We start from the raw sequence: 25,601 nt of genomic DNA, 5'->3' as shown, positions 1-25,601 counted from the left end.
TCACCCCGCCGGGAACGGATTCCTCTCCTCAAATCCCGCCTGGTGCCAGTAAGGATAGGCCTTCGGTTTGTCACTCGCGGCATCCAGCTTGGCCACCTGCTCCACAGTCAGGTTCCACCCCACCGCACCCAGGTTTTGTCGCAGTTGCTCCTCTGTGCGGGCACCGATGATGACGGTGGAGACGGTCGGCCTTTGAAGCAGCCAGTTCAACGCCACCTGCGGCACGCTTTTGCCGGTCTCTGCCGCCACTTCATCCAGGGCATCCACCACTTTGTAAAGATACTCATCGTCCACCTGCGGACCCATTTGATTGCTGAGTTTGTGATTGAGGCGGCTGGTTTCTGGCCGTGGCTGATTGCGCCGGATCTTGCCGGTCAGCCGCCCCCAGCCCAACGGACTCCACACCACCGCGCCCACCTTTTGATCCAGACCGAGGGGCATGAGCTCCCATTCATAATCCCGCCCGATGAGCGAGTAATAAGTCTGGTTGGCCACATACCGGGTCAGGCCGTGCTTGTCCGCATAGGCCTGGGCTTTCATGAGGTGCCAGCCGGAAAAATTGGATACTCCGATGTACCGGATCTTCCCCGCACGCACGAGGTGATCCAGGGTGTTCATCACCTCTTCCACGGGCGTCATGGCATCGTATCCGTGAAGCTGGTAAAGGTCGATGTAGTCCGTGCCCAGGCGCTTCAGGCTGGCTTCCACGGAGCGTGTGAGGTGCCAGCGGGAGGACCCCACGTTGTTAGGCCCTTCACCAAAACGGAAGGTGCCTTTGGTGGAAATGAGAACTTCATCCCGCCGGCCTTTGATGGCCACGCCGAGGATCTCCTCTGCCATGCCCATGGAGTAAATGTCCGCTGTATCAAACATGTTCAGCCCATGCTCCAGGCAGATGTCCACCAGTCGCGAGGCCTCGGAAACATCCGATGCGCCCCATTCTTTGAAGAACTCCGTGCCGCCGCCGAAGGTCCCCGTGCCAAAGGTCAGTGCTGGTACTTTGAAGCCTGATCCGCCAAGTTGTCTGTATTCCATGATCCTATTTCTGTGTTTGAGTTTAGGTGAAGTGAAAGTTAGGAAAGGGCAGGGGAGGGCAGTGCGGCATTCATGTCCTGGAAAACATTCGCCGCGATCTCAAAGGAGCGCAGCCGCGCCTGCGGATCAAAAATATGCGCCGTGGCAATGATCTCATCCGCCTCCGCCGCATCCAGCAGATTTTGCAACTGCCGCCGCAGTGTCTCCGGACCGCCGACTGCCGAGCAGCTCGTCATCCGGTCCACCTGCGCGGCCTCCACCGGATTCCAGGCATCATTAATGTCATCCACGGGCGGCTGCAGTTCACGCGGACGGCCCCGGATGAGATTCAAAAACACTTGCTGCAAGGAACTGAACAGGCGCGTCGCCTCCTCATCCGTATCCGCCGCGATGACGTTCACGCCGACCATCGCATGCGGCTTGTCCAGAAACACGGAGGGCTTAAACCGGGTCCGGTAAATGTTCAGCGCCTGATATAGAAGCTCCGGTGCAAAGTGCGAGGCAAAGGCAAACGGCAGACCCGTCTCCGCTGCCAGGCTGGCGCTGAACGTGCTGCTGCCTAACAAATAGATGGGCACATGCGAATCCTGCCCCGGAACGGCCCAGACCTTTTGCCCCGGCTGGACGGTACCTAGATAACCTTGCAGTTCCCGCAGATCCTCCGGAAAGGTGTCACCGCTGCTGCCCAGACCCCGGCGCAACGCGCGCGAAGTCGTCTGGTCTCCGCCCGGAGCCCGCCCCAGCCCCAGGTCAATTCGCCCCGGATACAGCGCCTCCAGCGTACCGAACTGCTCCGCGATCACCAGCGGCGCATGGTTAGGCAGCATGATGCCACCAGATCCCACACGCATTTTGGTGGTTCCGCCCGCCAGGTGACCAATGACCACCGATGTGGCCGCACTGGCCACGCCGGGGATGTTGTGGTGCTCCGCCACCCAGTAGCGGTGATAGCCCCACTTCTCAGCATGCTGGGCCAGTTCCAAAGCCCTGGCCAGGGCCTCCGCCGCCGTGCTCCCTTGGACGATGGGCACCAGATCCAGCACCGAATAAAGGAAGTCGTGTGTGTGTTTCATAACGATGGGTAATCGGTGTAACCCTTCGGCCCGTCTGCATAGAACGTCTGCGGGTCCGCCTCATTCAGCACCGCTTTTTTGGCAAAGCGTGCTGGCAGGTCCGGATTCGAGATAAACGGCACCCCAAACGCCACCGCATCCGCATCTCCTGCCGCGATGATTTCATTGCCCGTCTCCAGGGTGAATTTTTCATTGGCCACATACACCCCCCCGAAGGCCTTCTTCAGTGCGGGCCCCAGGCTGTCCGGGCCCTGCTTTTCACGCGCACAAATGAAAGCAATCTTCCGCCGGCCCAATTCGCGGGCGACATAACCAAATGTTTCGCCAGGATTGTCATCGCCCATGTCATGGGCATCCATACGCGGGGCGAGGTGCATGCCCACCCGGTCGGCACCCCAGACGGAAATGGCTGCATCCGTGACCTCCAGCATCAGCCGTGCGCGGTTTTCCACCGGCCCGCCATACTCATCCGTGCGCAGGTTGGTCTTAGTCTGCAAAAACTGGTCTGGCAGATAGCCATTGGCCCCGTGAATCTCGACGCCGTCAAAGCCCGCCTTGAGCGCGTTTTCCGCCCCCTTGCGATAGGCCTCGATCACGGCAGGAATCTCCTTCAGCTCCAGAGGCCTTGGCGTAACAAACGGCTTCTCTGGACGCACCAGGCTCACATGGCCCGCTGGGCGCACTGCACTGGGGGCCACAGGAAGCTCCCCGTTTAAAAACATCGGGTCCGACATCCGGCCCACATGCCAGAGCTGCAAGAAGATGCGCCCCCCAGCTTCGTGCACCGTCTTCGTCACCAGCTTCCAGCCCTCCACCTGCTCATCCGACCAGATGCCGGGTGTGTTTGCATAGCCCACGCCCATGGGCGTTACCGAAGTGGCCTCGCTCAGGATCAGACCCGCGCTTGACCTCTGGCGGTAATATTCCGCCATAAGTGCATTGGGAATGCGTTCCACCCCGGCACGGCTGCGGGTGAGGGGGGCCATAAAAATGCGATTGGGCAGGTGCAGCGCGCCCAGTTGTAGCGAATCAAAAAGAGAGGACATATGTGTTAGTTCTATAGTTCACTAATACGGAACTAAAGAATGATTGAACTGCAAGTGATTTTTGTGTATGATTAAAACCATCAGACCGCTCCACCATCCTTCGCCCGAAAGCATCACCGTCACAGGCATCCTTCACGCCCTGTCTGATCCGGTGCGGATGAGCATTGTCGCCGAGCTGCGCAAGTGTGAGGCCGGGCTCAACTGTGTGGAGACCACCAGCCGGCTGCATTTTTCCATGCCTAAGTCCACCTGCTCCCAGCATTACCGCATCCTGCGTGAGTCCGGCCTCATTTACAGCGAGCGGCGGGGCGTGGAGCTGACCAGCAGAGTGAGACGCAAAGAACTCGACAGCCGCTTCCCCGGTCTCCTGGATGCAATCCTCAAAGCCTGGCGCAAAGAACAGGAGGGGGGAGCGACAGTCACTCCAGCATTCTCTCAGGGGCGCTGATAGGGCCGCAATTTGCCTGCATTCGCAAGCAGCACCACTGCCTTCACCATCGGTAGTTGATCTTTGATGACGCACACCGACAACGTTTGATCCTGGCCGTGGTAACGGGCATAGCCGCGCTTCTCCTCATCAAAATGGATGCTGTAATATTCAAGCGCCGGAATCAGGTCCTGGGCTGCTGCATCCTTGGATACACCCAATGTGGCCAACCCCTGTTCATTGAGAACAAATGCCTCGGCATAAAGCATCATCCCGGTGTCATCAATCCCTTCACTACGGGTAAACTCCAGCATCAGCCCGCTCTCATCCCAGCCTCGAACCGACCAATCACAGGCGGAAAGCCCGGCGATATAATTCAGAATTTCGCTAACTGGACAGTCTTTGACATCCATCGAAATAACGAGTGCTTTAGCAGGATCCCAGGGAATCCTGATGTGGAGTGCTGACTCACGCCCCAAAACTTGTTTCCATAGTTGCGATATCGCTTCCTTCGGAGTTGCTCCATAAATTTCGTAGCGCGCAACCTGCTTCGCCAGCGCCCTGAGATCCTCCTGCTGCAATTTCCTCAATTCCACCTGATCCGGCCCCGCTTCTTGCGCCTGCAATGCCGAAAAACCGAGCATTGTGATGAAGAGCCAAGTGGAACGGTTTCTATTCATTCGCTTTTTTAGCATTCTTTGGCTGCTTTAAGCAACCGCAGATACCTTCTGCCTGTCGAGTTCAACAAGGGTAAACTCATTGAGCGCATCAAGGATGGCTGGCAAATGCGCCTCAAACATCTGCCGCGTCTCTTTTAGCCCCATGTTTCCCGTCCTCAACAGCACCAGCTTCCACGGCCGTCCCTGCAAAAGGTGCGAATGATAAAAGTCGGTGTATTTGGTAACCACGACCCGATGCTCAGCCATAGAAACCTGGTTTAACAGACTGTCTCTTGAGGCGTTTTGATTTGGCAGATCCAGGGTATGAATAGCGTCTTGCCCGGCTTTTTGGAACACCATTTTTAGACTCGGAGGCAGGTGTGCATCAATCAGAAATTTCATGCTGTGACGAGCTGCCAGCTTCGCATTTTCAGTGACTGTGTAGCAAACTGGAGGCAAGCCAGCAGATCCTCACGCTCCAGGTCAGAAAACTCCGCCAGGACCTCTTCAAAACTGTCGCCGCCGGCCAGGTATTCGAGAACCGATTCCACCGGATACCGCAGCCCCCGGATGGTGGGCTTTCCGTGGCAAATTTCTGGATCAATCACGATCCGATGCAAAAGGCTTCCTGGTTCGGTCGAAGTCATGCACTCACACAAAGCCTCAAAATCCAAAAAATCAACTCCCCATCACCCCCGCGCGATCCTCTGCTGTAGCAGCACCTCAAAGAACAGCAGCGCCAGCAGCCCTAGTAAAAACGGCTGCCAAAGTTCGCTTCCGTGCCGTCGCGTGCGGTCCAGTTTCTGCCAGGCATCAAACGATTCCACAAAGGCGGCATCATACCGTTCAGCCAGCTTTTTCACCTGGTCCGCAGGCAGCGCGGCGAGATTGGATTCCGCTGCATCCAGGTTGTAGGCCAGCAGGCGGGTGCGGTTGCCCTGTGTCAGCCGGTAGATGCCCGGCGCGGTGATGGCGGGAGATTCCAGCAGGCCCTGTTCGCCATCCGCTTTTACCTTTAGCTCCTGCGTCTGCCCGGTTGGACCTTGCAGCGTGTATGTCTGCCCAGCCGTCTCCTTGGGCAGCGCCAGCCGCAGCGGTTTTCCCACTTCGGCCCAGGCCGTGACAGCGCTCTGCGTGGCGAGATACGTCACCAGCCTTTGCATCAGCGGCACAAAGAATGGCTGCAATGGCAGATTGCTCCACTCGGCATCTGCGGTCGTCGCCGAGAGGATCACCCGGCCACGCTCGCGTGCCTTCTCGATGAACAAAGGCGTGCCCCGGTCCAGCTGCAGGAGGGGCTGGGTGTCCGCATTTTCCGGCACGTCAAATTCCAGCCAGCTTTGGAACTCCGCATCCTGCAGCCGTCCCCCGCGTGCATCATTAAAATAAACGACTGCCGGGTGAGTCAGCCGCTGTTGCAGCACCCGTGCAGGCGAGGCCGCACTGGCGCGTTGCAAACCTTTGATGCCCACTGGCAGTAGGCCCTCGCTCTTTTTGTAAAACTCCCGGTTATACCAGTCCAGGTCGCAATGCGGACCGGCAAAGACGATCAGCCCGCCGCCAGCCTTCACAAACTTGTCCAGCTCCGTCAACCGGTTGCCTTGCAGACGGTCCACATCCGCCAACACAATGATCTCCTTGCCCTTATAATCACTGTCCCGCAGTCGCCGCGAGTCCACCTTGGTGATGCGGATCAGGTCTTTCAATGTAGTTGCCTCGGCGGACAGATACGGCGTCAGCGCCAGCTCCAGAAAATCCGTCGCCCCGCCCAGTGGCTCCGTGGCCGGATCCCCGTCCACCAGCAGCACATCCAGCTGGTTGCGCACCTGCACCACCGAGTAAAAAGCATTGTCATCCGGGAAGCTGTCCCCTTCCAGCCGCACCGCCAGGGAATGGTCCCCCACTTTGTCAAAGGCATGCGTGAAGCTGATCACCGCCTCCCCTTCCGGTGCCAAAGAAACGCGGGAAGTGCGCAGCCGCGCTCCGTCTGTTTCCAGATGCACGGCCACATCTTGCCAGGCGCGTTTACCATGGTTGGCTATCCGCACTCGCAGCCCCACCGGCTGTCCCTCTGCCAGCACCAGGGCGGACAGCTCCGCACTGGCGATGCTCAGATTTTCGGTCAGATCACTGGTTAGGCGGTAAAAGGTCACCTGCGGTTTCGGCTCCTGCTTCAGCAGCGCCTCCAGTGCCGGCAATGCCGCACCGTCCGCCGCGCCCTGCCAGTCACTCGCCTGGAAGTCGGAGAGGATCGCCAGTTCCCGCGCACCGTTCGGAGCCTGGGCCAGCGCACCGGCCGCCGTTTGCAGCGCCTCATTTACCTTCACCGGTCCCGCCTGGTTGGCCGTCTCCGCCAGTTGCGGCGGGATGACCTCCAGCGTGCTGGTGGACTGGTCCATCAGCCGCCGCGCCGTTCCGCCCGCCAGCACCACCTGCGCATCAGATCCCTTGGGCTGCGCCTCCAGCACCTGCCCCACATCCGCCCGCGCCCGCTCCGCTGGCGATCCCCCCGCTGCCGGAGCCCGCATGGAAAAGGAATCATCCAGCATCATCACCAGCGACGTCTTACCGATCCCCAGCGACCGCAGTGCCGTCAAGACCGGTCGCGCCAGGCACAGCGCCAGCACGATGGGAATCGCAATGCGCACCGCCAGCAGCAGCCACTGCTCAATGTTCAGCCGCCGCTTCCGCTGCTTGATCACTTCCTGCAAAAGATGCATCGCCCCCCACGCCACCGTCTGCACCCGCCGCCGGTTTAGCAGATGGATCATCAGCGGCACCAGAAAGGCAGCACCGCCAGCGAGGAGGATAGCGTTGAGGAAAGTCATGGGAGGGGAAATCCGAATGACGAATGACGAATGACGGAATGACGAATGGCCATGAAGACCAAAGTCACAGGGCACCTCTGTTCAATGGTCTTCTGAGACGGCATCATATTGGCAAAACTTTTCGTCATTCGTCATTCGGATTTCGTCATTCACCTCATCCTCAGTGCCAGATAACTCCTCAGCGCCGCCGCGTGCGGTTCATCCGTCGGCAGGCTCAGGTAGTCCACCTGATGTTTGCGAAAACCCTCCGTGAGCTTTCCCTGAAAGTCCTTCAGCACCTCCATGTAGCGCTGGCGCACGGCTGCAGGATCCAGCAGCAGGGACTCTTCCGCATTCTCCAGATTTTCAAAGCGCGACCACTGCCCAAAGGGGAACTCCAGCTCATCGCGATCCCAGAGCTGCATGGCGATGATCTCATGCCCCTTCTTCCTCAGCACGCCGATGGCCCGCATGATGGCCGCCGCATCGTCGAAGAAGTCACTGATCAAGATGACCAGTCCCCGTCGCTTCAGCCGTTGTGCCAAAGATTCCAGCACCGGAGCCAGAGCCGTGTCCTTGCCAGGCTCCGTTTTCACCATCGTTTCCAGCAAATGATGCAGGTGCGTGATGCGCGTCCGGTTGGGGATGAACTCGCGGATCTTGCTGTCAAAGGTGATCAGCCCCACCGCATCCTGTTGCGACATCAGCAGGTAGGCCATCGCCGCAGCCAGCTTGCGCGCATAGTCGAATTTTTGCACCCCCTTCTGTCCCCGGTAGCCCATGGACCCGCTGGCATCCAGCACCACCGTGGCCCGCAGGTTTGTCTCCTCATCAAACTCCCGGATGTAAAACCGGTCCGCCCTCCCAAAAATCTTCCAGTCCAGCCTGCGGATGTCATCCCCCTGCACATACGGTCGGTGCTGGCGGAACTCCACGCTGAAGCCCTTGTGCGGAGACGCATGGTTCCCCGTCGTAAACCCCTCCACCACCGTCCGTGCAAAGAGCTGCAAGCTCTGCAGACTGGTGATGTCTTCAGCTTCGAGGATGGAGGAGAGGGTGGCCATTCAGACTTTTAGACAGGATTAAAGGATTTTCAGGATTAACAAAAATCGGATTTTTTCATTTAGCCGACTGAAGAGGATCCATCCAAAGCAGATTCAAAGTTATCTCCGGTAAATCATGGAAATCCTGCAATCCTGTCTAGAATCGGGTCTCACAACACCCTGCCCTCCGCTTTTTTGACCTTCGCGATCAGCTCCTTCACGATCATGTCCACCGTCACCCCTTCCGCCTCGGCGTGGAATGTGGGCACCAGCCGGTGTCTGAGCGCCGGCATCGCCAGGGCTTCAATGTCATCCGTGGTCACATGTGTACGGCCATGCAGCAGTGCACGAACTTTGCCTGCCAGCACAAGCATCTGGCTGGCGCGAGGGCCGGCCCCCCAGCTTAGCATCTCCTTCACATAGGGCAGGGCATCGGGTTCATTGGGGCGCGTCGCCCGGACCAGGTCCAAAACGAAGTCCGTCACATGATCCGGCACCGGCACCTTCCTGGCCAGCGCCTGGGCGGATTGCAGTTCTTCCGCCGTGATCACGGCTTCGATCTCCTCTTGCACCCCGCCAGTGGTCCGGGCGATGACCTCGCGCTCCTCTTCCCTTGAGGGATAGTCCACTTTGATCAGAAACAAAAACCGGTCCTTTTGCGCCTCGGGCAGCGGGTAGGTTCCCTCCTGCTCGATGGGGTTTTGGGTGGCCAGCACAAAGAAGGGCTTCGGCAAAATATACGTCTCCTGGCCCACGGTCACACTTTTCTCCTGCATGGCTTCCAGAAGGGCGGCCTGTGTTTTGGGCGGTGTACGGTTGATCTCGTCCGCCAGGATGATCTGGGAAAAAATGGGCCCTTTTTGGAAAACCAGCTTCCGCCGTCCCGTCTCCGAGTCCTCCTGGATGATTTCCGTCCCGGTGATGTCCGCCGGCATCAGGTCCGGGGTGAACTGGATACGCCGGAAGCCCAGGTGCATTGCATCCGCCAGGGATTTCACCAGCAGCGTTTTCGCCAGTCCGGGAGCGCCTTCCAGCAGGCTGTGCCCCCCGGCTGCAATGGCGATGAACACTTGTTCAATCACCGCCTCCTGGCCCACAATGCGCCGGCCCAGCGCGGTTTTGAGTTTGTTGAAACCTGAGACAAAGGCGGCAGCGGCGGCAGTATCGGACATGGGGTGGTGCGGGGGAGAGAGCAAAGGGACGTTGTGACACGGAACCATAGCCTCTTTTCTTTCTCAATCGCTCTCAATGAGTTTTTGAATCCCTCAAACGGGAAAAGAAATGACGCTTTTCGGCTTCACAGTCTGAAAATAAATTGTTAGAGTTGTAACGGATAACCTTTTTCAGGGTGATTATTCATTGAACAGAAGTTTAAAAACAGGTTTCAGTCCATGAATGTCAGTCGCAAGTTGCTTGCGAACCGGTTAGATGTTAAGAGGTTCCATTAATTTCCTGGCCAAGCTTCCCTATCCATTTTCTCATTATGATGAAACGCATTTATTGTCTGGCTGCATCCTGCTTGCTGGCTGCAACCGCCATCGCCCAGACAACGGTAACCACTCCTGTGATGGGATTCCTCACTCTCAACCTCACCCCAGGCACCAATTTCATGGGTTTCGCCCTGCTGCCTTCCATGGAGATGCAAGGCCTTGTCAATATTGATGCGGGCCGCACCAGCATTTTCCTGCAAGGCGCGCCGAACGTCGCCTTGATCAACGACCAGTTTAACACCGGCAGTCTGCCATCCCACACCATTGAGATCTCCGGCAGTGACGGAGATGCCGGGGTCGGTTTTACCAGCGTCATTACAGACACCTTCGCTCTGGACAACGAAATCGTCCTGGCAGACGCCATCCCGGAAGGCGTGGCCGATGGTGCCACTGTCAAAATCTGGAAGCTTTGGACCCTGGCCGATGTCTTTGGGGCTGACAATTCTGCAGGACTGACAGACGCCGCTGCACCTGCTCAGGCTGATCTGATCCAGATTCCTAACGGGGTTGGATTTGACCAGTATTTCTATTCCAACGGTGAGGGAGAATACACCGCCGGCTGGCGCCTTGTCGGAGATTTCACCACGGATCAGGGCGTGGTTCCCTTGGAGTTTGCAGGCGGCATCGCCATCACAGCCCGTTCTGCCAAATCGGTTGTCATCGTTGGTCAGGTCAAACCAGGCAATACCCGTGTCAACCTTCAGACGGGTAACAACTTTGTCGCCAACCTCTGCCCGGTGAATGCTGTTGACTCTGAAGTCGGGCTTACTCTGGAAACATCCGGTCTTCAAGAAGGCCTTACCCATGGCCTCACTTCTGTCCAGGCTGACCGTGTGCTGCTCTGGGATGCTCAGGCTGGCGGCTACATCCAATATTATTATTCCGCTCCCGGCGGCATCGCAGGCACGGGCTGGCGGCGCATCGGAGCTGGCATGGCAGATCAGAAAGATGTGCCACTTCCTGACGGAGCCTACATCATTCATCGTGTGGGCGGGCCTGTCAGCATTCAGCTCAATCAGGGCGCATTTTGATTCCGTCCCAGCGCACTTCGTCGAATTTCCTTTTGATATGAAAAAAATCTTCCTCGCGCTGGCTTTGGCATTGTCTCTGGTGCCCCTGGCCCGCTCTGCCACCCTGACCGTCTCCAATTATAACGGCCTGGCTGCTCACGGCATCGCCAGCAGCGAAAGCACCCTGGTCGCTGAGGGCAAAGGATTTATCGGCCGCATGACCATCTCCGATGGAGAAGTGGAAACGCTCCTGGCCGCTGGCAATATCACCGCCCTGGTCGAGGCCTTTGAGGTTTTCGGTTCTGCGGCTACACCCTTTCCTGTCACCTCCTTTGCCCAGAATGGTTTATTTGAGAACCAGATCACCTTCAGCACCGCTCCATCCGCCGAAAATGATTTCGCCGGCAGCTCCATTTTCATCTGGCTGTTCGTCGGAGCCAACCGGCTGGATGCCACGGAGATTCTTCTGGCCAAACTGCCCGCCGTTTTCCCGGCAGATCCCGAAGAGGGGCCTCCTGTGAATGCCAGCGTCTTTCTTCGTCCCGATGCCACCTTCTTTGCAGGCGCTGTGAGCGCCCAGACGCACGACTACGGTCTCGGCGACGGGGCAGTCGCCAAACTGGAAATGGAAGTCCAGTTTTTTGTTCCGCCCAATCAGCCGCCTGTGGCCTTGGCCGGTACGCTCACCATTGACCGTGGCCTGTCCGCTTCCGGCACCGTTACAGGCACCGATGCCGATGACGATACACTTACCTTTTTCGTCGTGGATGAACCCACCAAGGGAACTGTGGATATCGAGGAAGATGGCAGCTACCTGTACACCTCCACTGCAGGCCAGACCGGCAATGACAGCTTCACTTTCCGGGCGTATGACGGCAAGGATTACTCTGCCCCGGCCACCGTTGCTGTGACCATCGTGGATAACAATCCGCCTGTTGCCATTGCTGGCACCCTCTCTCTCAATCGTGGCCAGACCTCCGGCGGCACCGTTACCGGCACCGATGCCGACCTGGATGCTCTGACCTTCTTCGTAGTGGATGCACCGGCCAAAGGTACTTTGGATCTTGAGGAAGACGGCACCTACGAGTACACAGCCACAGCTGGTCTGACCGGCAATGACAGTTTCACCTTCCGTGCCTTTGATGGACTGGACTCTTCCACACCTGCCACCGTCACCATCACCATCTCAGATCTGCCTCCAGGTTCGGAAGCCCCTGTCATTGCCATCAGTACGCTGGATCCCGGTTACGTCGGTTCTTATTATGAATTTGAAGTGGCGGTTGCCAATGCTCCCCAGGGCAATGCCTCTACCTTCACGGCCAAAGGACTTCCAAGCGGCCTGAAAATGAACAAAACCACCGGTGTCATCAGCGGTTACCCTACCAAGGCGTTCACTGACAAGGAAGTGACCCTCTTTGCCAAAAACAGCGTCGGCGACAGCGGCAATGTTGTTGTTACCATCACCATTGATGAAGTTCCTGCCGCCGCTGTCGGCACCTTCCTGGCCGCAATCGAGCGCAAACCAGAAATCGCTGACGGCTTCGGTGGCCGCCTCAATCTCACCACTACCACCAAAGGCGCTTTCACGGCCAAGCTCCTTTCCGGTTCCACAGCCTATTCCGCCAAAGGCAAGCTCACCATCTCTGACGTCGGTGACGTCACCGTCGTTGGCATCCCCGAGCTGGAATTCACCCGTAAAGGCCAGCCAACTCTCATCGCAGAACTTACTTTCGACATCGCTGACGGCTCTATCGAGAGCTTCCAGTTGACCGGCACCCTTAAAAATCCAGAAGACATAAGCACCAATGTGTTCGGCGTCCGCAACACCTGGACCAAGACCTCCAAGCCTACGCAATACACTGGAAGCTACACCTATAGCCTTCGCCTCCCTGATGCGCCTGAATTCATCGGTAATCCCCTTATCCCGCAGGGAGATGGATTCGGGGCCCTGACAGTTACCGACAAGGGCACCGCCACCTTGGTGGGCAGGACTGCCGATGGCAAGTCCTTCACCGTCCCCACTATCCTTGGTCCACGGGGGGATTTGCCGATCTTCAGTCCTTTTGCCGTCAAGACCAGCTCTCTGGTGGGCATTCCCAAGATTGACATTCCTGAAGCACCTTCAGCGACCGTCCTCAACAGCATTACGGGTGCTGTCAGCTGGATGAAGCCGCCTGCTGAGACCAAATCCAAAGACCGCGCTTATCGCGATGGGTTTGAAGCCTTTGACCTCACCCTCTCCGGGGGCATGTATCTGGCCCCTGCCTCTGGCGGCGTGGTCGCCGGTCTTGCCGACAACGGTACCTCGGACACCCAGGCCAATGCCTGGCTCACCTTCTCTGGCGGCGGGCTGCTGGTGGATGATATTGACACCTTCCCGTTTACCATCATGAACAAGAAGGACACGGGCATAAAACAGACCGTCATTGTTCCCAAGTCCACTCCGAAAACACCGGACACGAACCCGAATCCGAACACGGTCACCTTCAAGCTGCTGTCGAAACCCGCAGGTTACTTCTCCGGCACTTTCACCCTCCCCAACGAGGTCAAATCCCTCACACGCAAAACGCCGTTTCAAGGCACCTTTGTCCGCCACTCAGATGGCAGCTGGGAACGTGTCGGTTTCTTCCTCCTGGCTGAGCTTCCGGAAGGCAGTGAAAAAGTCACCACCTCCCCGCAGAACAGCGGCCTCATCGAGCTCCTCGCAGCGCCTCCTGTTTTATCCGGAGCTCTGCCTGACGAGGAGCAATGACCTCCCCCGCAATTTCATCAAACTTGCGCAGCCATCGTGTCGGGTCAGTTTCCTGCCGCAGCCAGTGCCTTCCGCTATTTCCCAGCGCCATCCGTTGGGTGACGGACATGGCCTCCAGGTTCAGCACATCCTGCACCAGCCCCGCCGCGTCTCCAGGCACATGCAGAAATCCTGTGCGGCTATGTTGGACTGTTTCCGTCAGCCCGCCTGAGCTTGCTGCCAATACCGGCTTGGCATAATCATAAGCCTCATATGTGACCAGCCCCAATGGCTCCCACCAGACGGATGGCACCACCACCGCCCGGCAGCGCAGCAACTGGTCGGTCTTGGTTTCCCCGCCTACATTTCCCAGGGCACAGATAAAAGGGTTCGTGCGTGCATGCTGTCTCACCTGTTCCGCCATCGGCCCTTCACCTGCAATGTGCAGTCGCGGCGTGGCTTTGCCCAGTTGTGCCTGCAGCATGTCCCAGGCATCCAGAAGCGTCGGCAGCCCTTTCTCTTCGATCAGCCGCCCCAGAAATAGGTAATAGCCCGCATCTTGTTTCTCAGGTGCCTGCGGCAGGCAGTCCCACGCATGCCTGAGTGTCACAATGCGGTCGGGAGCCACCGCTCCGGCCTCGATCAGCCGCTCTCTCATGAAATCCGAAATGGCGATCCACTTTTTCACGCTGCCCAGCCACCCGCTGCGATGCAGCATTTTCTGAAGTGTCGCCATCATCAGCGTGCGTACGCGGGAATTCATCCACACACCGTCACGTACCGCCTGCCAGTGGTTCCCGTATAATGAGTCCGTTTGCAGCATGCCCCGCGAATATAGACTGCCAACTGCAAAAGGGCGGTAATTGTGGAGAAACTGGACCACCGGGATGCCCTTGCGGCTGGCCGCATGGTAGATGGCCGGAGACCCCACCGGAAACAGGTTATGAAATACTGCCAGATCAGCCCCGCTTTCCTCCACCGCCGATTCAAAACGTCGGCGGCTCGCCGGATTGTAGAAAAAGCGCCAGCCCTGGCTCAACCTCCCAGGGGCATCAGGTCTCAGCCACTCCTCGCTGGCGAACCGGCAGCTATGCACCTGATGGCGGGTGGCCAGCATGGCGCGGATACGCTCCACTGCGAATTCCTCCCCGCCCGCCAAACGGTAGCGGTTGAAAACGTCCAGGATCGAAAGAGCCATATGTCAGGCTTTAATGCCATAATCATGGCGTCTGCGCCACGACCAAAGTCGAATGTCCATAAAGCCATTGTCTTTCGCCTCCGTATCGGGAACAATTCCACAAACCATGACTGACACCCCCCAGGACCCTCCAGAAGCCCCCAAGCAGCCGCCGTCGCCGGACGAGATCACGCGCAAGCTTGAGGACTTCATCAAGAACAGCCTCGGTGGCCAGGTCGTCTTTTCACGCGTGGAGCCCGGGATGCGTTCCGTGGCGGAGGAAGAATCCGCAGAGGCCCAGCCGCCGCCGGAGGAGCCTGCCCCATCATACGATTTCCGTTACAAACCCGCTGATATCAAAGCTTATCTGGACCGTTTTGTGATCCGCCAGGACGAGGCAAAAAAAGTCCTCGCCACCGCCGTCTGCGACCACTACAACCACGCCCGCATGCTGCGGGAGCACAAGAAGCAGGCTGGGGCCTCCCCACTGGAGTTCACCAAGCAGAATGTCCTGATCACCGGTCCGACCGGCGTCGGCAAGACCTATCTGGTCAAGCACATCGCTGATCTCATCGGTGTCCCGTTTGTAAAGGCCGATGCCACCAAGTTTAGCGAGACCGGATACGTCGGGGCTGATGTGGACGATCTGGTCCGTGACCTCGTTGCCAAGGCCAATGGCAATGTCCAGCTTGCGCAGCACGGCATCATTTACCTGGATGAAATTGACAAGCTGGCCACTGGCGGTGAAGGCCGGATAGGTCGTGATGTCAGTGGGCGCGGCGTCCAGACGGCCCTGCTCAAGCTGATGGAGGAGACCGAAGTCTCCCTCTATGCGCCCAATGATATGCGCAGCCAGATGCAAATGATGTTTGATACCCGCAAAGGCCGCACGGGCCGTGAGGTCGTCAATACCCGCAACATCCTCTTCATCGTCAGCGGCGCTTTCTCAGGGCTGGAAAAGATCATCGAAAAACGCCAGGCCAAGGCCGCTATCGGCTTCGGTGCCATGGTCACGGAAAAACCCCGTACGGATGACATGCTCCGCGAGGCCAGGACCAAGGACTTCATTGATTACGGATTCGAGGCTGAGTTCATTGGTCGTCTCCCTGTGCGTGTCTTCTGCGACACCCTCAACGCTGATGATCTCTTCCAGATCATGAAGAATAGCGAGGGCAGTCTCATCCGCCAGTATGAGCGCGAGTTCCACGCCTATGGCGTCCGCACGGTCTTTGAAGATGATGCACTGAGAGCCGTGGCTGAGCGGGCCGCAGAGGAAAAGACCGGTGCGCGCGGTCTCGTCACCGCATGGGAAAAAGTGTTGCGTGACTTTAAGTTTGAGCTGCCCAGCCTGGCTCTGCCTGACCTGATCGTCAACGGAACCCTGGTGAAGGATCCCGCCGCTGCACTGGAACGCTGCCGACAGGATGCCCAGAGCTTCAGCACGGATTCCCGGGCGGAGATTGTGCATCGCTTTGCCAGTCACTTCTCCATTGAGCATGGCCTGGAGCTTGTCTTTGATACCGAGGCGGTCCGTGCCCTGGTCAACCGCGCGGAGCGTGAAGGCTGCGGCATTCAGGAACTCTGTGACCGTCTGTTCAAAGACTATCCCTTTGGTCTCCAGCTTGTCTCCCGCAGCTCCGGCCAGAAGGCCTTCCATATAGACCAGGAGTCCGTGGAACATCCGGACCGTTTTCTGAGCGAGCTTGTTGTCGCCTCCTACCGCCAGCCTGAATCTCCCGTCTCCTGATCCTATGGACCGCCATCGCGTCACCTTCATGTTTATCGGCATCCTTGTTTGTGTGCCCATGCTTGCCTTGTACCAGTTTGGCCTGTTTCCTGACATGGCCCGCTGGTTAGGGGAGCAGCTTCCCCGCCTGGTGGTCGTGCCGGAGGGCGGATTAAAGAGCAGCCTTCTTCTTCAATACGGCTACTACACGGTCTTTGCCTTTCTGAGCGCCTGGCTCGGACTGGCCATGCAGGCCATGTGGCAGAAGTTTGCCTTTTTGTTAGGCTTCTCCTATCTGACCCTCAGTCTGACTGTGGCCCTGGCCTGGAGCGGCGTGCTGTTTGAACCTTTCAGCGGTCTGCTGGCCGCGTGGGTGGCCTGCCTGGTGGCTCTCATGGTCGCCGATGTGTCAGTCCCGGAGCCGGTGGTTGAGGCCAAAAAAGAAGGGTGAACCTTGCGGTCCACCCTTCTTCAGTTCGATATTTGGAGTCGTCTTAGAAATTGAAGCTCAGAGTCACAGAGCCAAAGATCTGGGCATTGTCCTGGCCTCGGAATTCCTTGGTCCGGTAGATATATGCATAGCTGAGCTTGGTATTCTTCCAGTTCATACCGATACCGGCGGAGAGGTCGCCAACCAGGGGATACTTGTCCACAGAGTGGCTGTCGCGGAAGGTATTCCCGTCCAGGAAGATGTTGCGGGCGACGGCACGGCCTTCACCACGAATGAAGAAATGGAAGCCAAAGCGGCGGGCCCAGGACTTGGCGGTGTAGGGGTTCTCAATCGCGGTCGGGGTGGTGGCGGCCTCGGTGATCGCTCCGGTGCCAAAGTCATCGGGAAGGTTGTATCCGAAGCGGAGTTCGGTGCCGAGGGTGGCGTGGGTCATGACATTGCCGAGTGTTGCGCCGGCATAGGGCAGGATGTCCCAGTCCCAGCCGTGAAAGTCCTTGCGGTCGCGGATGCGCCACATGCGTTCGTAGGAGGCATTGACACCGATCTCGTTACCGATCTGGTTGTCCCAGCCGTTGGGGAAGCTCTGGTTGCGGGCTTCATGGACCAGGCGCTGGGTTTCTTCAGCGTAGGACCAGGGGCCGACCACGCCGATGTTCAGAGCCAGGGTATTCTTGACCTTGTGGTTCTTCCAGATGATGCCCATGCCGACGTATAACCAGCCGGCATACGGACGCTCGTCATCCACCAGGTTAAACGCATCCACGTCCCGCGGAGTAAACATGCTCTGGCCAAGGCTGATGGCCACATTGCGCTCAAAGTCGGAATTGCCGGTCCAACCGAAGTTGTCGAAGTATCCGGCCATGCCCCCAATGGTGGCATCGTCACCGAACTTGCGCAGGGCAGGGGAGGTCCAGCTGATGCGGGTGCCATTGGTATAATTCTCATCCGTCCGGGCGAAGAGGTCGTTCTCAAAGTAGAACGACAAAGTCCCAAATCGGTTGGGATCGATCTCCTGGGCTTGGAGGGTTGAATGCAGCGACAGAGCAGCAAGGAAACAGAGGATAGGTTTCATGGAGGGGTGCAATTTATGGACCAACTCCAACGAGACTCTGCACATCCTGTGCCGTCAATGGAATGTGCAATAAATCCTTGATGCTCAAGGACTTCGGAGGGCGAAATGCACTGGAAGGATGCGTATTGCATGAAGCTAAAGGCGTTTCATGCAATACGCATAAATTTTACTTCACTTCCACGGCGCCCTGCTCACCTAACTTTAAGGTAGGTACGGTTGCATCGTCGCTGACGATGAGGCTGATCCAATGACCGGCGACGGCGTGGGCGGGGAAACCGCAGGCGAGGGCGAACTCGCCGGCTTCATCGGGAGTGAAGCTGAAATCGGCCTGTCCCATGGTCATGCCGGTCAGGTGTTTGGGGGTAGCTCCGCCTTCGAAGTAAGGTTCCGGAACCTGCAGCTTTTTGGTTTCAGCCTGCTCGGTGACGATGGCGCTGTGAGGGATGGGGCTGGGGTTGATGAAGGTGACGTCCACCTTCCAGCCGGTGGGAATGGTGAGGACGGCCTTGCCATGGGAATAGCCGTTGAAGTTCATGCCATAGTTCACGGCATTGAAAGTGGCCACGAGCTTGACCTTGACGCTCTTCGGCTCGGTGCCGGGCTTGAGAAGGTCCTCGGGAGTGATGCCAGCAAAGAGTTCTTTTTTCAGACCAGGGATTTCCATCGCCCCATGGTCATGAGCAGGAGGGGGCGTTTGGGCGAAGACCAGACTGGTGAGGCTGAGCAGAGACAATAGAAAGGGGCGTAGCATGGTGAAGGGGGGCATTGAGCGGATTTAAAGGAGGCTTTGACCGCACGGGCGGCCAAAGCCTGTAAAAATCAACGACGTGTTATTTGGCACCCAGAGGCGCGGTGAGGGCGTCTTTGGGGACTTTGGCGGTGGGGACGATTTTCCACACTGCACCACGCTCGCTGGTGTAGGGGTCCACGGGGCCGCCGTAGTTGGCGGTGGCGTGAGTGAGGTAGATGGCTCCGTCAGGGCCGGTGCCGCTGCCGGTGGGGCGGATGCCATCGGCGAGGTCCAGCAGCTCCTGCATCTGCCAGGTGCCGTCCACCTGTTTCATGCCCCAGACTTTGCCGCTGCCCCAGTCGGCGGAGAAATAAACGCCATCGAGTTCCGGGTATTCTTTGCCGCGATAAACGCCCAGGTTGATGACGCAGATGCCCTGGTCCACGTGGCTGTATTCGGCGATGGGCATGACACCAACTACGGGATAGTTCTCGGGATCCACAGAGGTCTCGCTGCCGTCGGGGTTCTTCTTCAGGATCATGGGGAAGGGATGGCTGCCGCACATGAACTTCCAGCCGTAGTTTTCGCCGCCTTTGCTGCTGGCAGGCTGCATGTTGATCTCTTCCCAGTGGTTCTGGCCGATGTCGGCGATGTACATGTCGCCGGTCTTCGAGTCGAAGCTGAAGGTCCAGGGGTTACGAAGGCCGTAGGACCAGATCTCGGGCTTGGCGCGGGGGCGGACTTTGGAGAAGGCCTCTTCGCTGACGCCGAAGAGGGTCATCTGCTGGAGGGGGGTGATGAAGGGATTGTCCTTCGGGATGCCGTAGGCGCGGTCGGTGCTGCTCTGGTTGATGTCAATGCGGAGCATTTTGCCTAACCAGGTATGCAGATCCTGGCCGGCGTTGATGACATCGCCCTCCCAGCCGCCGTCGCCGACGCCGATGTAAAGATAACCGTCGGGGCCGAAGGCGATCTGGCCGCCGTGATGATTGCAGTAGGGGAAATCTATCTGCATGATGATCCGCACGCTTTCGGGATCCAGGCGGTCGGGATTGCTCTTGGAGACGGTGTATTCGGCGATCATGGTCGCGCCGTTAAACCAGAGGTCGGCATAGGCGATGTACACCTTGCCGTTGGTTTTGAAATCGGGGTGGAAAGCCATGCTGTACATGCCCAGCTCCAGGAAGGATGAGATGGTCTTGTCCTTGAGGTCCAGGAAGGGGCGCTTGGCCTTTTTGCCGTCCTTGATGATCTGGATGACACCTGGGCGCTCAACGACGAAGATACGGCCGGTGCCATCATCAGGGGCGGCGACACTGACGGGATCCACCAGATCGTCGGCGACCTTGACCAGGGAGATGGCGACATTGCCAGGGAGCTTGCCGCCGGGCTGGGCAGGCTTGGTTTCTGCGGCAAAGCTGGCGCTGGCAAGCAGGGCGATGAGGGTAAAGAGAGCGGGTTTGAATTTCATGGTACTGGGTTGGGACGTTGATGTGGGATGCTCAACGGAGGGAGGCTAAGAAAGTCCCGCAGAGGTGACAAGCCTGAAATGCTTTTGCCGGAATGATCCATGCTGGGAGAGGGATGGAGCAAGGAGCGGGGATGAGGGGAAAAGCTTATTTGAAGGTGAGGGGATTATTAAACCACTAATGCTCGGCAATAAGCATTAATATCAGAGACTGTCAGAGAGGATGAAGGTTTGGAACAGGGGCTGGATGAAGAGGGGGGCTCAAAATCAGCGGTGAGATGGGATTTGGCTTGGCGAGGGGGCGGGGATGGGTGAGCAATGGGGAGACTTGCTCGTTTGTTTGTTTATTTTGTCCTGCCATGCCTGCTCTTGATTATCCGCCGCCGCTTCAGCGTCTGATTGCGCAGATCCGTGCGTTGCCGGGGCTCGGGCCGCGGAGTGCGGAGCGGGTGGTGCTGTGGCTGATGCAGGACGGGACCCGGGTGGAGCCGCTGATGGACGGGCTGCGGGACCTGGGGGAGCGGGTGGTGGCGTGTGACCAGTGCGGGTTTTTTATCGAGCGGGAGGAGGCCTGCGTACTGTGTGAGAGCCCGAAGCGGAACCATGCGCTGATTTGTGTGGTGGAGCAGGCGGCGGATGTGCTGAGGCTGGAGCGGAGCGGGGCCTTCACCGGGCTGTATCATGTGCTGGGCGGGAAGCTGTCGCCGCTGGACAATGTGACGCCGGAGGATCTGCGGATTGAAGCGCTGATGGGGCGGGTGCGGGGGCTGAATGTGGAGGAGGTGATCCTGGCGGTGGGGAGTGATGTGGAGGGGGAGGCGACGGCGAGTTATGTGGGAGATCTGCTCCGGGCGGAGGGGGTGGCAGTGTCACGCCTTGCGCAGGGTATGCCGGCAGGCGGCGGTCTGGACCATGTGGATGAGCTGACGCTGTACCAGGCACTGCAAGGGCGGCGGCGGGTGTGAGGGGCGGGGGGAAGCGTGGAGCTTGGGGCGCGGAGCAGGGGGAGCGGGTTTGGGGGAAAGTTTGGTTTTCCACAAACTTCATGCTTTCTTAAATGCTGGGCTGAACTAATCTCGCCCCCGTGATTTCTCAACGCATGTATCTCAGTATCTGGCTCGGCATCCTCATGGGCAGCTCCGGCTGCAGTTCCCCGGACAATAAGTCGGAGGATCTGGCGGAGGTGCGGAGGGCAACTCTAATGGAAGAGAACCGGGATCCGGTGATCTTGGACAATCCGCTGGCCAAGCGGATGAACAATCCGTCCACGATGCCGACGGTGCCACCGGCGGGGGCGAAGATCAGCTACTCGCAGGTGAACATCACGGAGAAGGTGGTGGCGATGACCTTTGACGACGGGCCGCATCCGTCGCTGACGCCGAAGCTGCTGGACATCCTGAAGGAGCGGAACATCAAGTGTACGTTTTTTGTGATCGGCAAGCAGGTGAAGATGTATCCGGCCATCATCAAGCGGATGATCGCGGAAGGGCATGAGGTGGCGAACCATACTTGGACGCACGCAAGCCTGACGAGCCGGAGCGATGCGCAGATCCGCTCGGAACTGCAGCAGAGCGAGGATGCGCTGGTGTCCGTGGCGAACTATCGGCCACAACTGATCCGGCCGCCGTATGGGGCGATCAATACGCGGATCAAGCAGCTGATGTTCTCGGAGTTTGGGTATTCAACGATCATGTGGTCGGTGGATCCGCAGGACTGGCGCAGGCCGGGGGTATCTGTGGTGACGAGCCGGCTGGTGAACGGGGCGCATCCGGGCGCGATCATGCTGGCGCATGACATTCACCCGCCGACGATCCAGGCGATGCCCGGGATGTTTGACCAGCTTCTGGCCAAGGGGTATCAGTTTGTGACGGTGAGCCAGCTCCTAAACATGGAGAAGGCGAACATGCCCGTGGGCGTGGTGATCCGCCCGGCGATGGCGGTGGATGAGAATGATCCGACGCCACTGCCGATCCCACAGTGACCGGGTGGTGTGTTTTTTGGCTGGAGGGTTCAGGGTTCTGGAACAGAGTGGCTGCACCCGCACCGGTGTGTGTTGGTCGTTGAAATGATGCTTTGTCCGGAAATTCCCCCTCTTTTTCTGAAATCCACCCTACCATGATCGGCGACGAGTACTTCCAGTTGCGCACCCGTCTGAGCACGGAGTTGCATGCGCTCGCGGAGGTGATCCGTGATGTGGGCGGGGATACGGAGTCCATCGCCATTGCGGAAAATCTGATCGCGAGCCTGAAGGAGCCGTTTGTTTTTGTCGTGGTGGGAGAGGTGAATGTGGGGAAGTCCACGTTTTTGAATGCACTGTTCGGGCAGGATTTTTCCCGAACAGGGGTGATGCCGACGACGGACAAGATTCTGTTTTTCAAGCACGGGCCGGTGCAGCAGGTGGTGCCGGTAACGCCAACGCTGGATGAGGTGCACCTGCCAAGCGAGCTGCTGCGGGATTTCCACATTGTGGATACGCCGGGCACGAACTCGATCGAGAACGAGCATCAGGAGATCACGGAGCGGTTTGTGCCGATTGCAGACCTGGTGATTTTTGTGTTCAGCGCGATGAATCCCTGGGGGGCATCGGCGTGGCAGTTTCTGGACAAAGTGCACAAGCACTGGATGCGTAACGTGGTGTTTGTGCTGCAGCAGTGTGATCTCCGCAGCCCGGAGGAAATCCAGGTGATCACGGATTACATGGGGCAGCTTTCGCGGCAGCGGTATGCGCAGGATTTTCCGCTGTTTCCCGTGTCGGCCAAGCTAGCTTATCAGGCGCGGAATGCGCCGGTAGGCGGGGCGGAGCTGCTGGAGGAGAGCGGCTTTCAGCGGCTAGAGGACCACATTTCCCTTCTGGTGGGAAAGAACGCGGCGAGGCTGAACAAGCTGTCAAGCACGGTGCGGCTGGCGCGCCAGCTGCTCACGAACCTGCGTGAGCATGTGGCCCAGGCCACGCAGCATGCACAGCATTCGGCGGCGCTGGTGCAGGAGTTTTTAACAGAGCGGGAGATGCAGGTGGACCGGACGATGAAGAAGATCCTGCCGGCGCTGGATGCAACGGAGCGGGACTACCACGAGGCCTGTGTGCGGGTGGCGGGTCTGGCGGATGATGTGCTGGCGACGCGGCAGGCCTTTTCCAAGGATCCGGCGCTGGTGGAGGAGGAGACGAAGCCGGAGAGCCTGGACCACCGTTTGTTCCAGGACCTGCAACAACGAAGCGGGGACCGGTGGCGGCAGGTGGGCATCATTTTGGAGGAGGACTGCCTGCAATATGACCGCTTTTTGCACTCGCAGGGACGGGGGACGCTGTTCCCGGCGGATGTGGAGCTGCCGACGGAGGCGGACCCGGAGCTGAGGCGGCTGTTTGCGGTGCACATTGACAGCACCATCCGGCGTTTTGTGCTGGGGCTGAAGCTGGATGAGGCCATCGAACCGGGACTGGAGAAGGCGCGCAAGCGGGCGCGCTGGGTTCCCTGGCTGCTGCTGCCTGTGCTGGCAGCGGTGGGGGCGGCCTGGTTCTTTGACGGGCCGATGGGAGCGGCGGTGTCAGCCGGTGGTGGAATGCTGCTGCTGGGTTTTGCTCTCCTGATCGCACAGTCGGCACTGAACCGGACGCGTGGGGAGCTGGTGGACCGTCTGGAAAGCTCCACGATGAAACTGAGGGACATGCTGCTGACGCAGGTGCAGAGCGATGTGGAGAGTCTGTTTTCACGTTTTCTGCCGATGCTGGAACCGGCGCAACTGGAAGCCAATGAGCGGGAGCGGCAGCTGCTGGGACAGACGGAGCGGTTGCAGGCGCTGACAGATTCGTTTCATGCATTCCAGCGGGAATTGACCCACTGAGAGTGACGAAATTGTCACGAGTCTTTTGGGGTTCTGCCTGCAAAGTGCAGGATCCAATTTTTGTGACTGAACTGCTTCTCATTGATACCATTGGCCCCTTTTTCCGGGGCTATGACCGGCGTGTGATCAACTGGTCCAAAATACCCTGGGATCATGCGGGCAGGCAGGGGGCGACGTGGTGGGAGACGGTGTGCCGGGAGCTTAATGTCATTGGCCGGCAGGCGGCCAGCTGGGGCTTCAATGCGGCCTCCATTGATGATGTGGCGCATCTGGCGGACCACGAGTGGATTGAGCCGGAGGTGAGGCGGCGGATAGCGCGGTATCGCAGCGAGATGAGAAATTGTTTTCAGGTGCTGGGCGGAGCGGGTCTGAAGGTGCATGTGACGATGGATGTGTTTTCCGCCACACCAGGGCTGCTGAAGCGGCTGGCCATTGAGGGGGTGAGTGTGAATGACTATCTGAAGGGGCTGATGGACCGGTTTCTGACGGATTTCCCCGAGGTGGCGGGGGTGATTGTACGCATCGGGGAATCAGACGGGAAGGATGTGCATGATGACTTCCGCAGCCAGCTGGTGATCCGCACCCCGGCGGATGCGCGGGTGTTTTTGCAGGCGCTGCTGCCGGTTTTTGAGAAGCATGGGCGGCGGCTGATCTTCCGCACCTGGACGGTGGGGGCGTACCCAATCGGGGATCTGATGTGGCATCGGGGAACCTTTGCGGAGACGTTCAGGGGTATCACGAGCAAATCTTTGGTGGTCTCGATGAAATATGGGGAGACGGATTTTTTCCGATATTTGCCACTGAACCGGAACTTCTTTCGCACCCCGCTGGCGAAAATTGTGGAACTGCAAACGCGGCGTGAATACGAGGGCTGCGGGGAGTACCCGAGCTTTGTGGGCTGGATGTATGAGCGGTATGCGCGGGAGCTGAAGCAGGCGCAGAATGTCATCGGCTGCATGGTGTGGTGCCAGACAGGGGGCTGGGTACCGTTTCGCAGACTGGCTTTTATTGATCCAGAGGCACTGTGGAACGACCTGAACACCTACGTCACCATCCGGATAGTTAAGGATGGCATGCTGGTGGAGGATGCGGTGAGGGCCTTTGCCACGCAGCGGCGGCTGGGGGATGCGGATGCGCTTTTAGAACTGCTGCGGCTGGCGGATGAATGTGTACGCGAACTGCTGTATGTGGAGGAGTTTGCGCAGCAGAAGCTGTTCTTCCGGCGGGTGCGCATCCCGCCGGTACTGACGGTTTACTGGGGGAACCTGTTTGTCAGCCACAGCATCCGCAAGCTGCTGCGCTACTTTGTCCGGGATGCGGACGGGGCGCTGAGGAGTGCGCAGCGGTGCATGGACAATCTGGAGCGGATGCTGCCGCTGGCGGAGCGCGCAGGCGTGCCAGTGGCGGACATTGTGTATATGAAGGATACCTTTGGCCTGCTGGCGCTGGCACGGGAATACTACTTTGCCGATGATGCGGCGGGCATTGAGGAGCGTATCCAGGAAGCAAAACGGGCGTATAAGGCCAAGTATAACAAACGCGGGTTGCGTGCGCGTTATCGGGTGAAGACGGACTTCAAGCCACTGCTGCTGAATCCGCGCCATCTGGGCTGGGCGGTGAAGTTTCTCATGCGGCGACAGCGGGGTTACCGGGTGGTGGACCGGCTGATCATCCTGAGTGCGCTGTCGTTGATCTACCGCTTCATCGCAGCGCGGAGGCCGCATTGGATACCGGGTTTTGCGTCGAAGAGCGCCATGGGGGTGGATGTGGTGTTCCGCTAAAGGTGCATTATTTACAGCCAAGGAAAGGGATGTGA

General features: G+C 58.6%; 22 protein-coding genes. 9 read left to right on the top strand and 13 right to left on the bottom strand.

Annotated elements, in window-relative coordinates:
• Genes WJU23_RS05705 through WJU23_RS05695 form a run of 3 tightly spaced genes read right to left on the bottom strand, consistent with a single transcriptional unit; the run spans window position 1 to window position 3,154 of the window.
• Window positions 1-1,035 (bottom strand): aldo/keto reductase, encoded by a 1,035-nt coding sequence (locus WJU23_RS05705; RefSeq protein WP_346331581.1) that lies wholly within the window; start codon window positions 1,033-1,035, stop codon window positions 1-3.
• A gap of 38 nt (window positions 1,036-1,073) precedes the next feature.
• A complete protein-coding gene (locus WJU23_RS05700) occupies window positions 1,074-2,108 on the bottom strand; it encodes an LLM class flavin-dependent oxidoreductase (RefSeq protein ID WP_346331580.1) in 1,035 nt (344 codons plus the stop codon).
• A complete protein-coding gene (locus tag WJU23_RS05695) occupies window positions 2,105-3,154 on the bottom strand; it encodes an alkene reductase (protein WP_346331579.1) in 1,050 nt (349 codons plus the stop codon). Before WJU23_RS05695 ends, WJU23_RS05700 begins: the two co-directional genes overlap by 4 nt.
• 67 nt (window positions 3,155-3,221) lie before the next feature.
• Between WJU23_RS05695 and WJU23_RS05690 the strand changes: the two genes are divergently transcribed.
• Window positions 3,222-3,602, top strand: coding sequence for a helix-turn-helix domain-containing protein (locus WJU23_RS05690; RefSeq protein ID WP_346331578.1), 381 nt, complete (start codon window positions 3,222-3,224; stop codon window positions 3,600-3,602).
• On the opposite strand, the gene WJU23_RS05685 is transcribed toward WJU23_RS05690, so the two are convergent.
• From WJU23_RS05685 to WJU23_RS05660, 6 genes are all read right to left on the bottom strand, one after another.
• Window positions 3,590-4,261: a hypothetical protein gene (locus WJU23_RS05685; protein ID WP_346331577.1), complete on the bottom strand. Its 672-nt coding sequence runs from the start codon at window positions 4,259-4,261 to the stop codon at window positions 3,590-3,592. The two genes, WJU23_RS05690 and WJU23_RS05685, sit on opposite strands and share 13 nt — an antisense overlap.
• 27 nt (window positions 4,262-4,288) lie before the next feature.
• Window positions 4,289-4,642 (bottom strand): DUF5615 family PIN-like protein, encoded by a 354-nt coding sequence (locus tag WJU23_RS05680; protein ID WP_346331576.1) that lies wholly within the window; start codon window positions 4,640-4,642, stop codon window positions 4,289-4,291.
• Window positions 4,639-4,887, bottom strand: a complete 249-nt coding sequence (locus WJU23_RS05675; protein WP_346331575.1) for a DUF433 domain-containing protein — start codon at window positions 4,885-4,887, stop codon at window positions 4,639-4,641. Before WJU23_RS05675 ends, WJU23_RS05680 begins: the two co-directional genes overlap by 4 nt.
• 42 nt (window positions 4,888-4,929) lie before the next feature.
• Window positions 4,930-7,068 carry a BatA domain-containing protein gene (locus tag WJU23_RS05670; protein ID WP_346331574.1) on the bottom strand — a complete coding sequence of 713 codons (2,139 nt, stop codon included), beginning with the start codon at window positions 7,066-7,068 and terminating at the stop codon, window positions 4,930-4,932.
• A gap of 149 nt (window positions 7,069-7,217) precedes the next feature.
• On the bottom strand, window positions 7,218-8,111 hold the full coding sequence (locus WJU23_RS05665; protein WP_346331573.1) for a DUF58 domain-containing protein: 894 nt from the start codon (window positions 8,109-8,111) through the stop codon (window positions 7,218-7,220).
• A gap of 149 nt (window positions 8,112-8,260) precedes the next feature.
• Window positions 8,261-9,262: a MoxR family ATPase gene (locus tag WJU23_RS05660; RefSeq protein ID WP_346331572.1), complete on the bottom strand. Its 1,002-nt coding sequence runs from the start codon at window positions 9,260-9,262 to the stop codon at window positions 8,261-8,263.
• 311 nt (window positions 9,263-9,573) lie between these two features.
• Between WJU23_RS05660 and WJU23_RS05655 the strand changes: the two genes are divergently transcribed.
• Both WJU23_RS05655 and WJU23_RS05650 read left to right on the top strand, forming a co-directional pair.
• Window positions 9,574-10,611 carry a TIGR02597 family protein gene (locus WJU23_RS05655; RefSeq protein ID WP_346331571.1) on the top strand — a complete coding sequence of 346 codons (1,038 nt, stop codon included), beginning with the start codon at window positions 9,574-9,576 and terminating at the stop codon, window positions 10,609-10,611.
• 37 nt (window positions 10,612-10,648) lie between these two features.
• Window positions 10,649-13,342, top strand: coding sequence for an Ig-like domain-containing protein (locus WJU23_RS05650; protein WP_346331570.1), 2,694 nt, complete (start codon window positions 10,649-10,651; stop codon window positions 13,340-13,342).
• On the opposite strand, the gene WJU23_RS05645 is transcribed toward WJU23_RS05650, so the two are convergent.
• Complete coding sequence (locus tag WJU23_RS05645; protein ID WP_346331569.1) at window positions 13,281-14,519, bottom strand: glycosyltransferase; 1,239 nt, start codon at window positions 14,517-14,519, stop codon at window positions 13,281-13,283. The two genes, WJU23_RS05650 and WJU23_RS05645, sit on opposite strands and share 62 nt — an antisense overlap.
• Before the next feature lie 106 nt (window positions 14,520-14,625).
• On the opposite strand from WJU23_RS05645, the gene WJU23_RS05640 reads away from it, so the two are divergent.
• Together WJU23_RS05640 and WJU23_RS05635 are read left to right on the top strand one after the other, a co-directional pair.
• Entirely contained in the window at window positions 14,626-16,245 is a 1,620-nt protein-coding gene (locus WJU23_RS05640; protein ID WP_346331568.1) for an AAA family ATPase, read from the top strand.
• A gap of 4 nt (window positions 16,246-16,249) precedes the next feature.
• Window positions 16,250-16,675 (top strand): hypothetical protein, encoded by a 426-nt coding sequence (locus tag WJU23_RS05635; protein ID WP_346331567.1) that lies wholly within the window; start codon window positions 16,250-16,252, stop codon window positions 16,673-16,675.
• A gap of 43 nt (window positions 16,676-16,718) precedes the next feature.
• Here the strand turns inward: WJU23_RS05635 and WJU23_RS05630 are convergent, their stop codons facing one another.
• From WJU23_RS05630 to WJU23_RS05620, 3 genes are all read right to left on the bottom strand, one after another.
• The gene (locus WJU23_RS05630) at window positions 16,719-17,747 is read right to left on the bottom strand and encodes a lipid A deacylase LpxR family protein (protein WP_346331566.1); all 1,029 of its coding nucleotides are present in this window, start codon (window positions 17,745-17,747) and stop codon (window positions 16,719-16,721) included.
• A gap of 166 nt (window positions 17,748-17,913) precedes the next feature.
• Entirely contained in the window at window positions 17,914-18,498 is a 585-nt protein-coding gene (locus WJU23_RS05625) for a sulfocyanin-like copper-binding protein (RefSeq protein ID WP_346331565.1), read from the bottom strand.
• 79 nt (window positions 18,499-18,577) lie between these two features.
• Window positions 18,578-19,948, bottom strand: a complete 1,371-nt coding sequence (locus tag WJU23_RS05620; RefSeq protein WP_346331564.1) for a PQQ-dependent sugar dehydrogenase — start codon at window positions 19,946-19,948, stop codon at window positions 18,578-18,580.
• Between the two features lie 356 nt (window positions 19,949-20,304).
• Here WJU23_RS05620 and recR point away from each other — a divergent pair, with 356 nt between their 5' ends.
• From recR to WJU23_RS05600, 4 genes are all read left to right on the top strand, one after another.
• Window positions 20,305-20,910 carry a recombination mediator RecR gene (recR, locus tag WJU23_RS05615; RefSeq protein ID WP_346331563.1) on the top strand — a complete coding sequence of 202 codons (606 nt, stop codon included), beginning with the start codon at window positions 20,305-20,307 and terminating at the stop codon, window positions 20,908-20,910.
• A 119-nt stretch (window positions 20,911-21,029) separates the two neighbouring features.
• Entirely contained in the window at window positions 21,030-21,926 is an 897-nt protein-coding gene (locus WJU23_RS05610; protein ID WP_346331562.1) for a polysaccharide deacetylase family protein, read from the top strand.
• A gap of 134 nt (window positions 21,927-22,060) precedes the next feature.
• A complete protein-coding gene (locus tag WJU23_RS05605; RefSeq protein ID WP_346331561.1) occupies window positions 22,061-23,785 on the top strand; it encodes a dynamin family protein in 1,725 nt (574 codons plus the stop codon).
• Between the two features lie 62 nt (window positions 23,786-23,847).
• A complete protein-coding gene (locus tag WJU23_RS05600; RefSeq protein ID WP_346331560.1) occupies window positions 23,848-25,566 on the top strand; it encodes a hypothetical protein in 1,719 nt (572 codons plus the stop codon).
• The last annotated feature ends 35 nt before the right edge of the window (window positions 25,567-25,601 follow it).

Source organism: Prosthecobacter sp. SYSU 5D2 (assembly GCF_039655865.1).
Taxonomy (GTDB): Bacteria; Verrucomicrobiota; Verrucomicrobiia; order Verrucomicrobiales; family Verrucomicrobiaceae; genus Prosthecobacter.
Note: the sequence above shows the minus strand (reverse complement) of the source record. Positions and strands in the feature narration are given on the sequence as shown.

Bases quoted from the DNA above. Each gene is read 5' to 3' on its own strand.
- recR (WP_346331563.1), top strand. From the start codon at position 20,305: ATGCCTGCTCTTGATTATCCGCCGCCGCTTCAGCGTCTGATTGCGCAG.
- WJU23_RS05665 (WP_346331573.1), bottom strand. From the start codon at position 8,111: ATGGCCACCCTCTCCTCCATCCTCGAAGCTGAAGACATCACCAGTCTG.
- WJU23_RS05650 (WP_346331570.1), top strand. From the start codon at position 10,649: ATGAAAAAAATCTTCCTCGCGCTGGCTTTGGCATTGTCTCTGGTGCCC.
- WJU23_RS05700 (WP_346331580.1), bottom strand. From the start codon at position 2,108: ATGAAACACACACACGACTTCCTTTATTCGGTGCTGGATCTGGTGCCC.
- WJU23_RS05685 (WP_346331577.1), bottom strand. From the start codon at position 4,261: ATGAATAGAAACCGTTCCACTTGGCTCTTCATCACAATGCTCGGTTTT.
- WJU23_RS05670 (WP_346331574.1), bottom strand. From the start codon at position 7,068: ATGACTTTCCTCAACGCTATCCTCCTCGCTGGCGGTGCTGCCTTTCTG.
- WJU23_RS05680 (WP_346331576.1), bottom strand. From the start codon at position 4,642: ATGAAATTTCTGATTGATGCACACCTGCCTCCGAGTCTAAAAATGGTG.
- WJU23_RS05655 (WP_346331571.1), top strand. From the start codon at position 9,574: ATGATGAAACGCATTTATTGTCTGGCTGCATCCTGCTTGCTGGCTGCA.
- WJU23_RS05640 (WP_346331568.1), top strand. From the start codon at position 14,626: ATGACTGACACCCCCCAGGACCCTCCAGAAGCCCCCAAGCAGCCGCCG.
- WJU23_RS05605 (WP_346331561.1), top strand. From the start codon at position 22,061: ATGATCGGCGACGAGTACTTCCAGTTGCGCACCCGTCTGAGCACGGAG.
- WJU23_RS05645 (WP_346331569.1), bottom strand. From the start codon at position 14,519: ATGGCTCTTTCGATCCTGGACGTTTTCAACCGCTACCGTTTGGCGGGC.
- WJU23_RS05660 (WP_346331572.1), bottom strand. From the start codon at position 9,262: ATGTCCGATACTGCCGCCGCTGCCGCCTTTGTCTCAGGTTTCAACAAA.
- WJU23_RS05690 (WP_346331578.1), top strand. From the start codon at position 3,222: ATGATTAAAACCATCAGACCGCTCCACCATCCTTCGCCCGAAAGCATC.
- WJU23_RS05630 (WP_346331566.1), bottom strand. From the start codon at position 17,747: ATGAAACCTATCCTCTGTTTCCTTGCTGCTCTGTCGCTGCATTCAACC.
- WJU23_RS05635 (WP_346331567.1), top strand. From the start codon at position 16,250: ATGGACCGCCATCGCGTCACCTTCATGTTTATCGGCATCCTTGTTTGT.
- WJU23_RS05705 (WP_346331581.1), bottom strand. From the start codon at position 1,035: ATGGAATACAGACAACTTGGCGGATCAGGCTTCAAAGTACCAGCACTG.
- WJU23_RS05675 (WP_346331575.1), bottom strand. From the start codon at position 4,887: ATGACTTCGACCGAACCAGGAAGCCTTTTGCATCGGATCGTGATTGAT.
- WJU23_RS05625 (WP_346331565.1), bottom strand. From the start codon at position 18,498: ATGCTACGCCCCTTTCTATTGTCTCTGCTCAGCCTCACCAGTCTGGTC.
- WJU23_RS05695 (WP_346331579.1), bottom strand. From the start codon at position 3,154: ATGTCCTCTCTTTTTGATTCGCTACAACTGGGCGCGCTGCACCTGCCC.
- WJU23_RS05620 (WP_346331564.1), bottom strand. From the start codon at position 19,948: ATGAAATTCAAACCCGCTCTCTTTACCCTCATCGCCCTGCTTGCCAGC.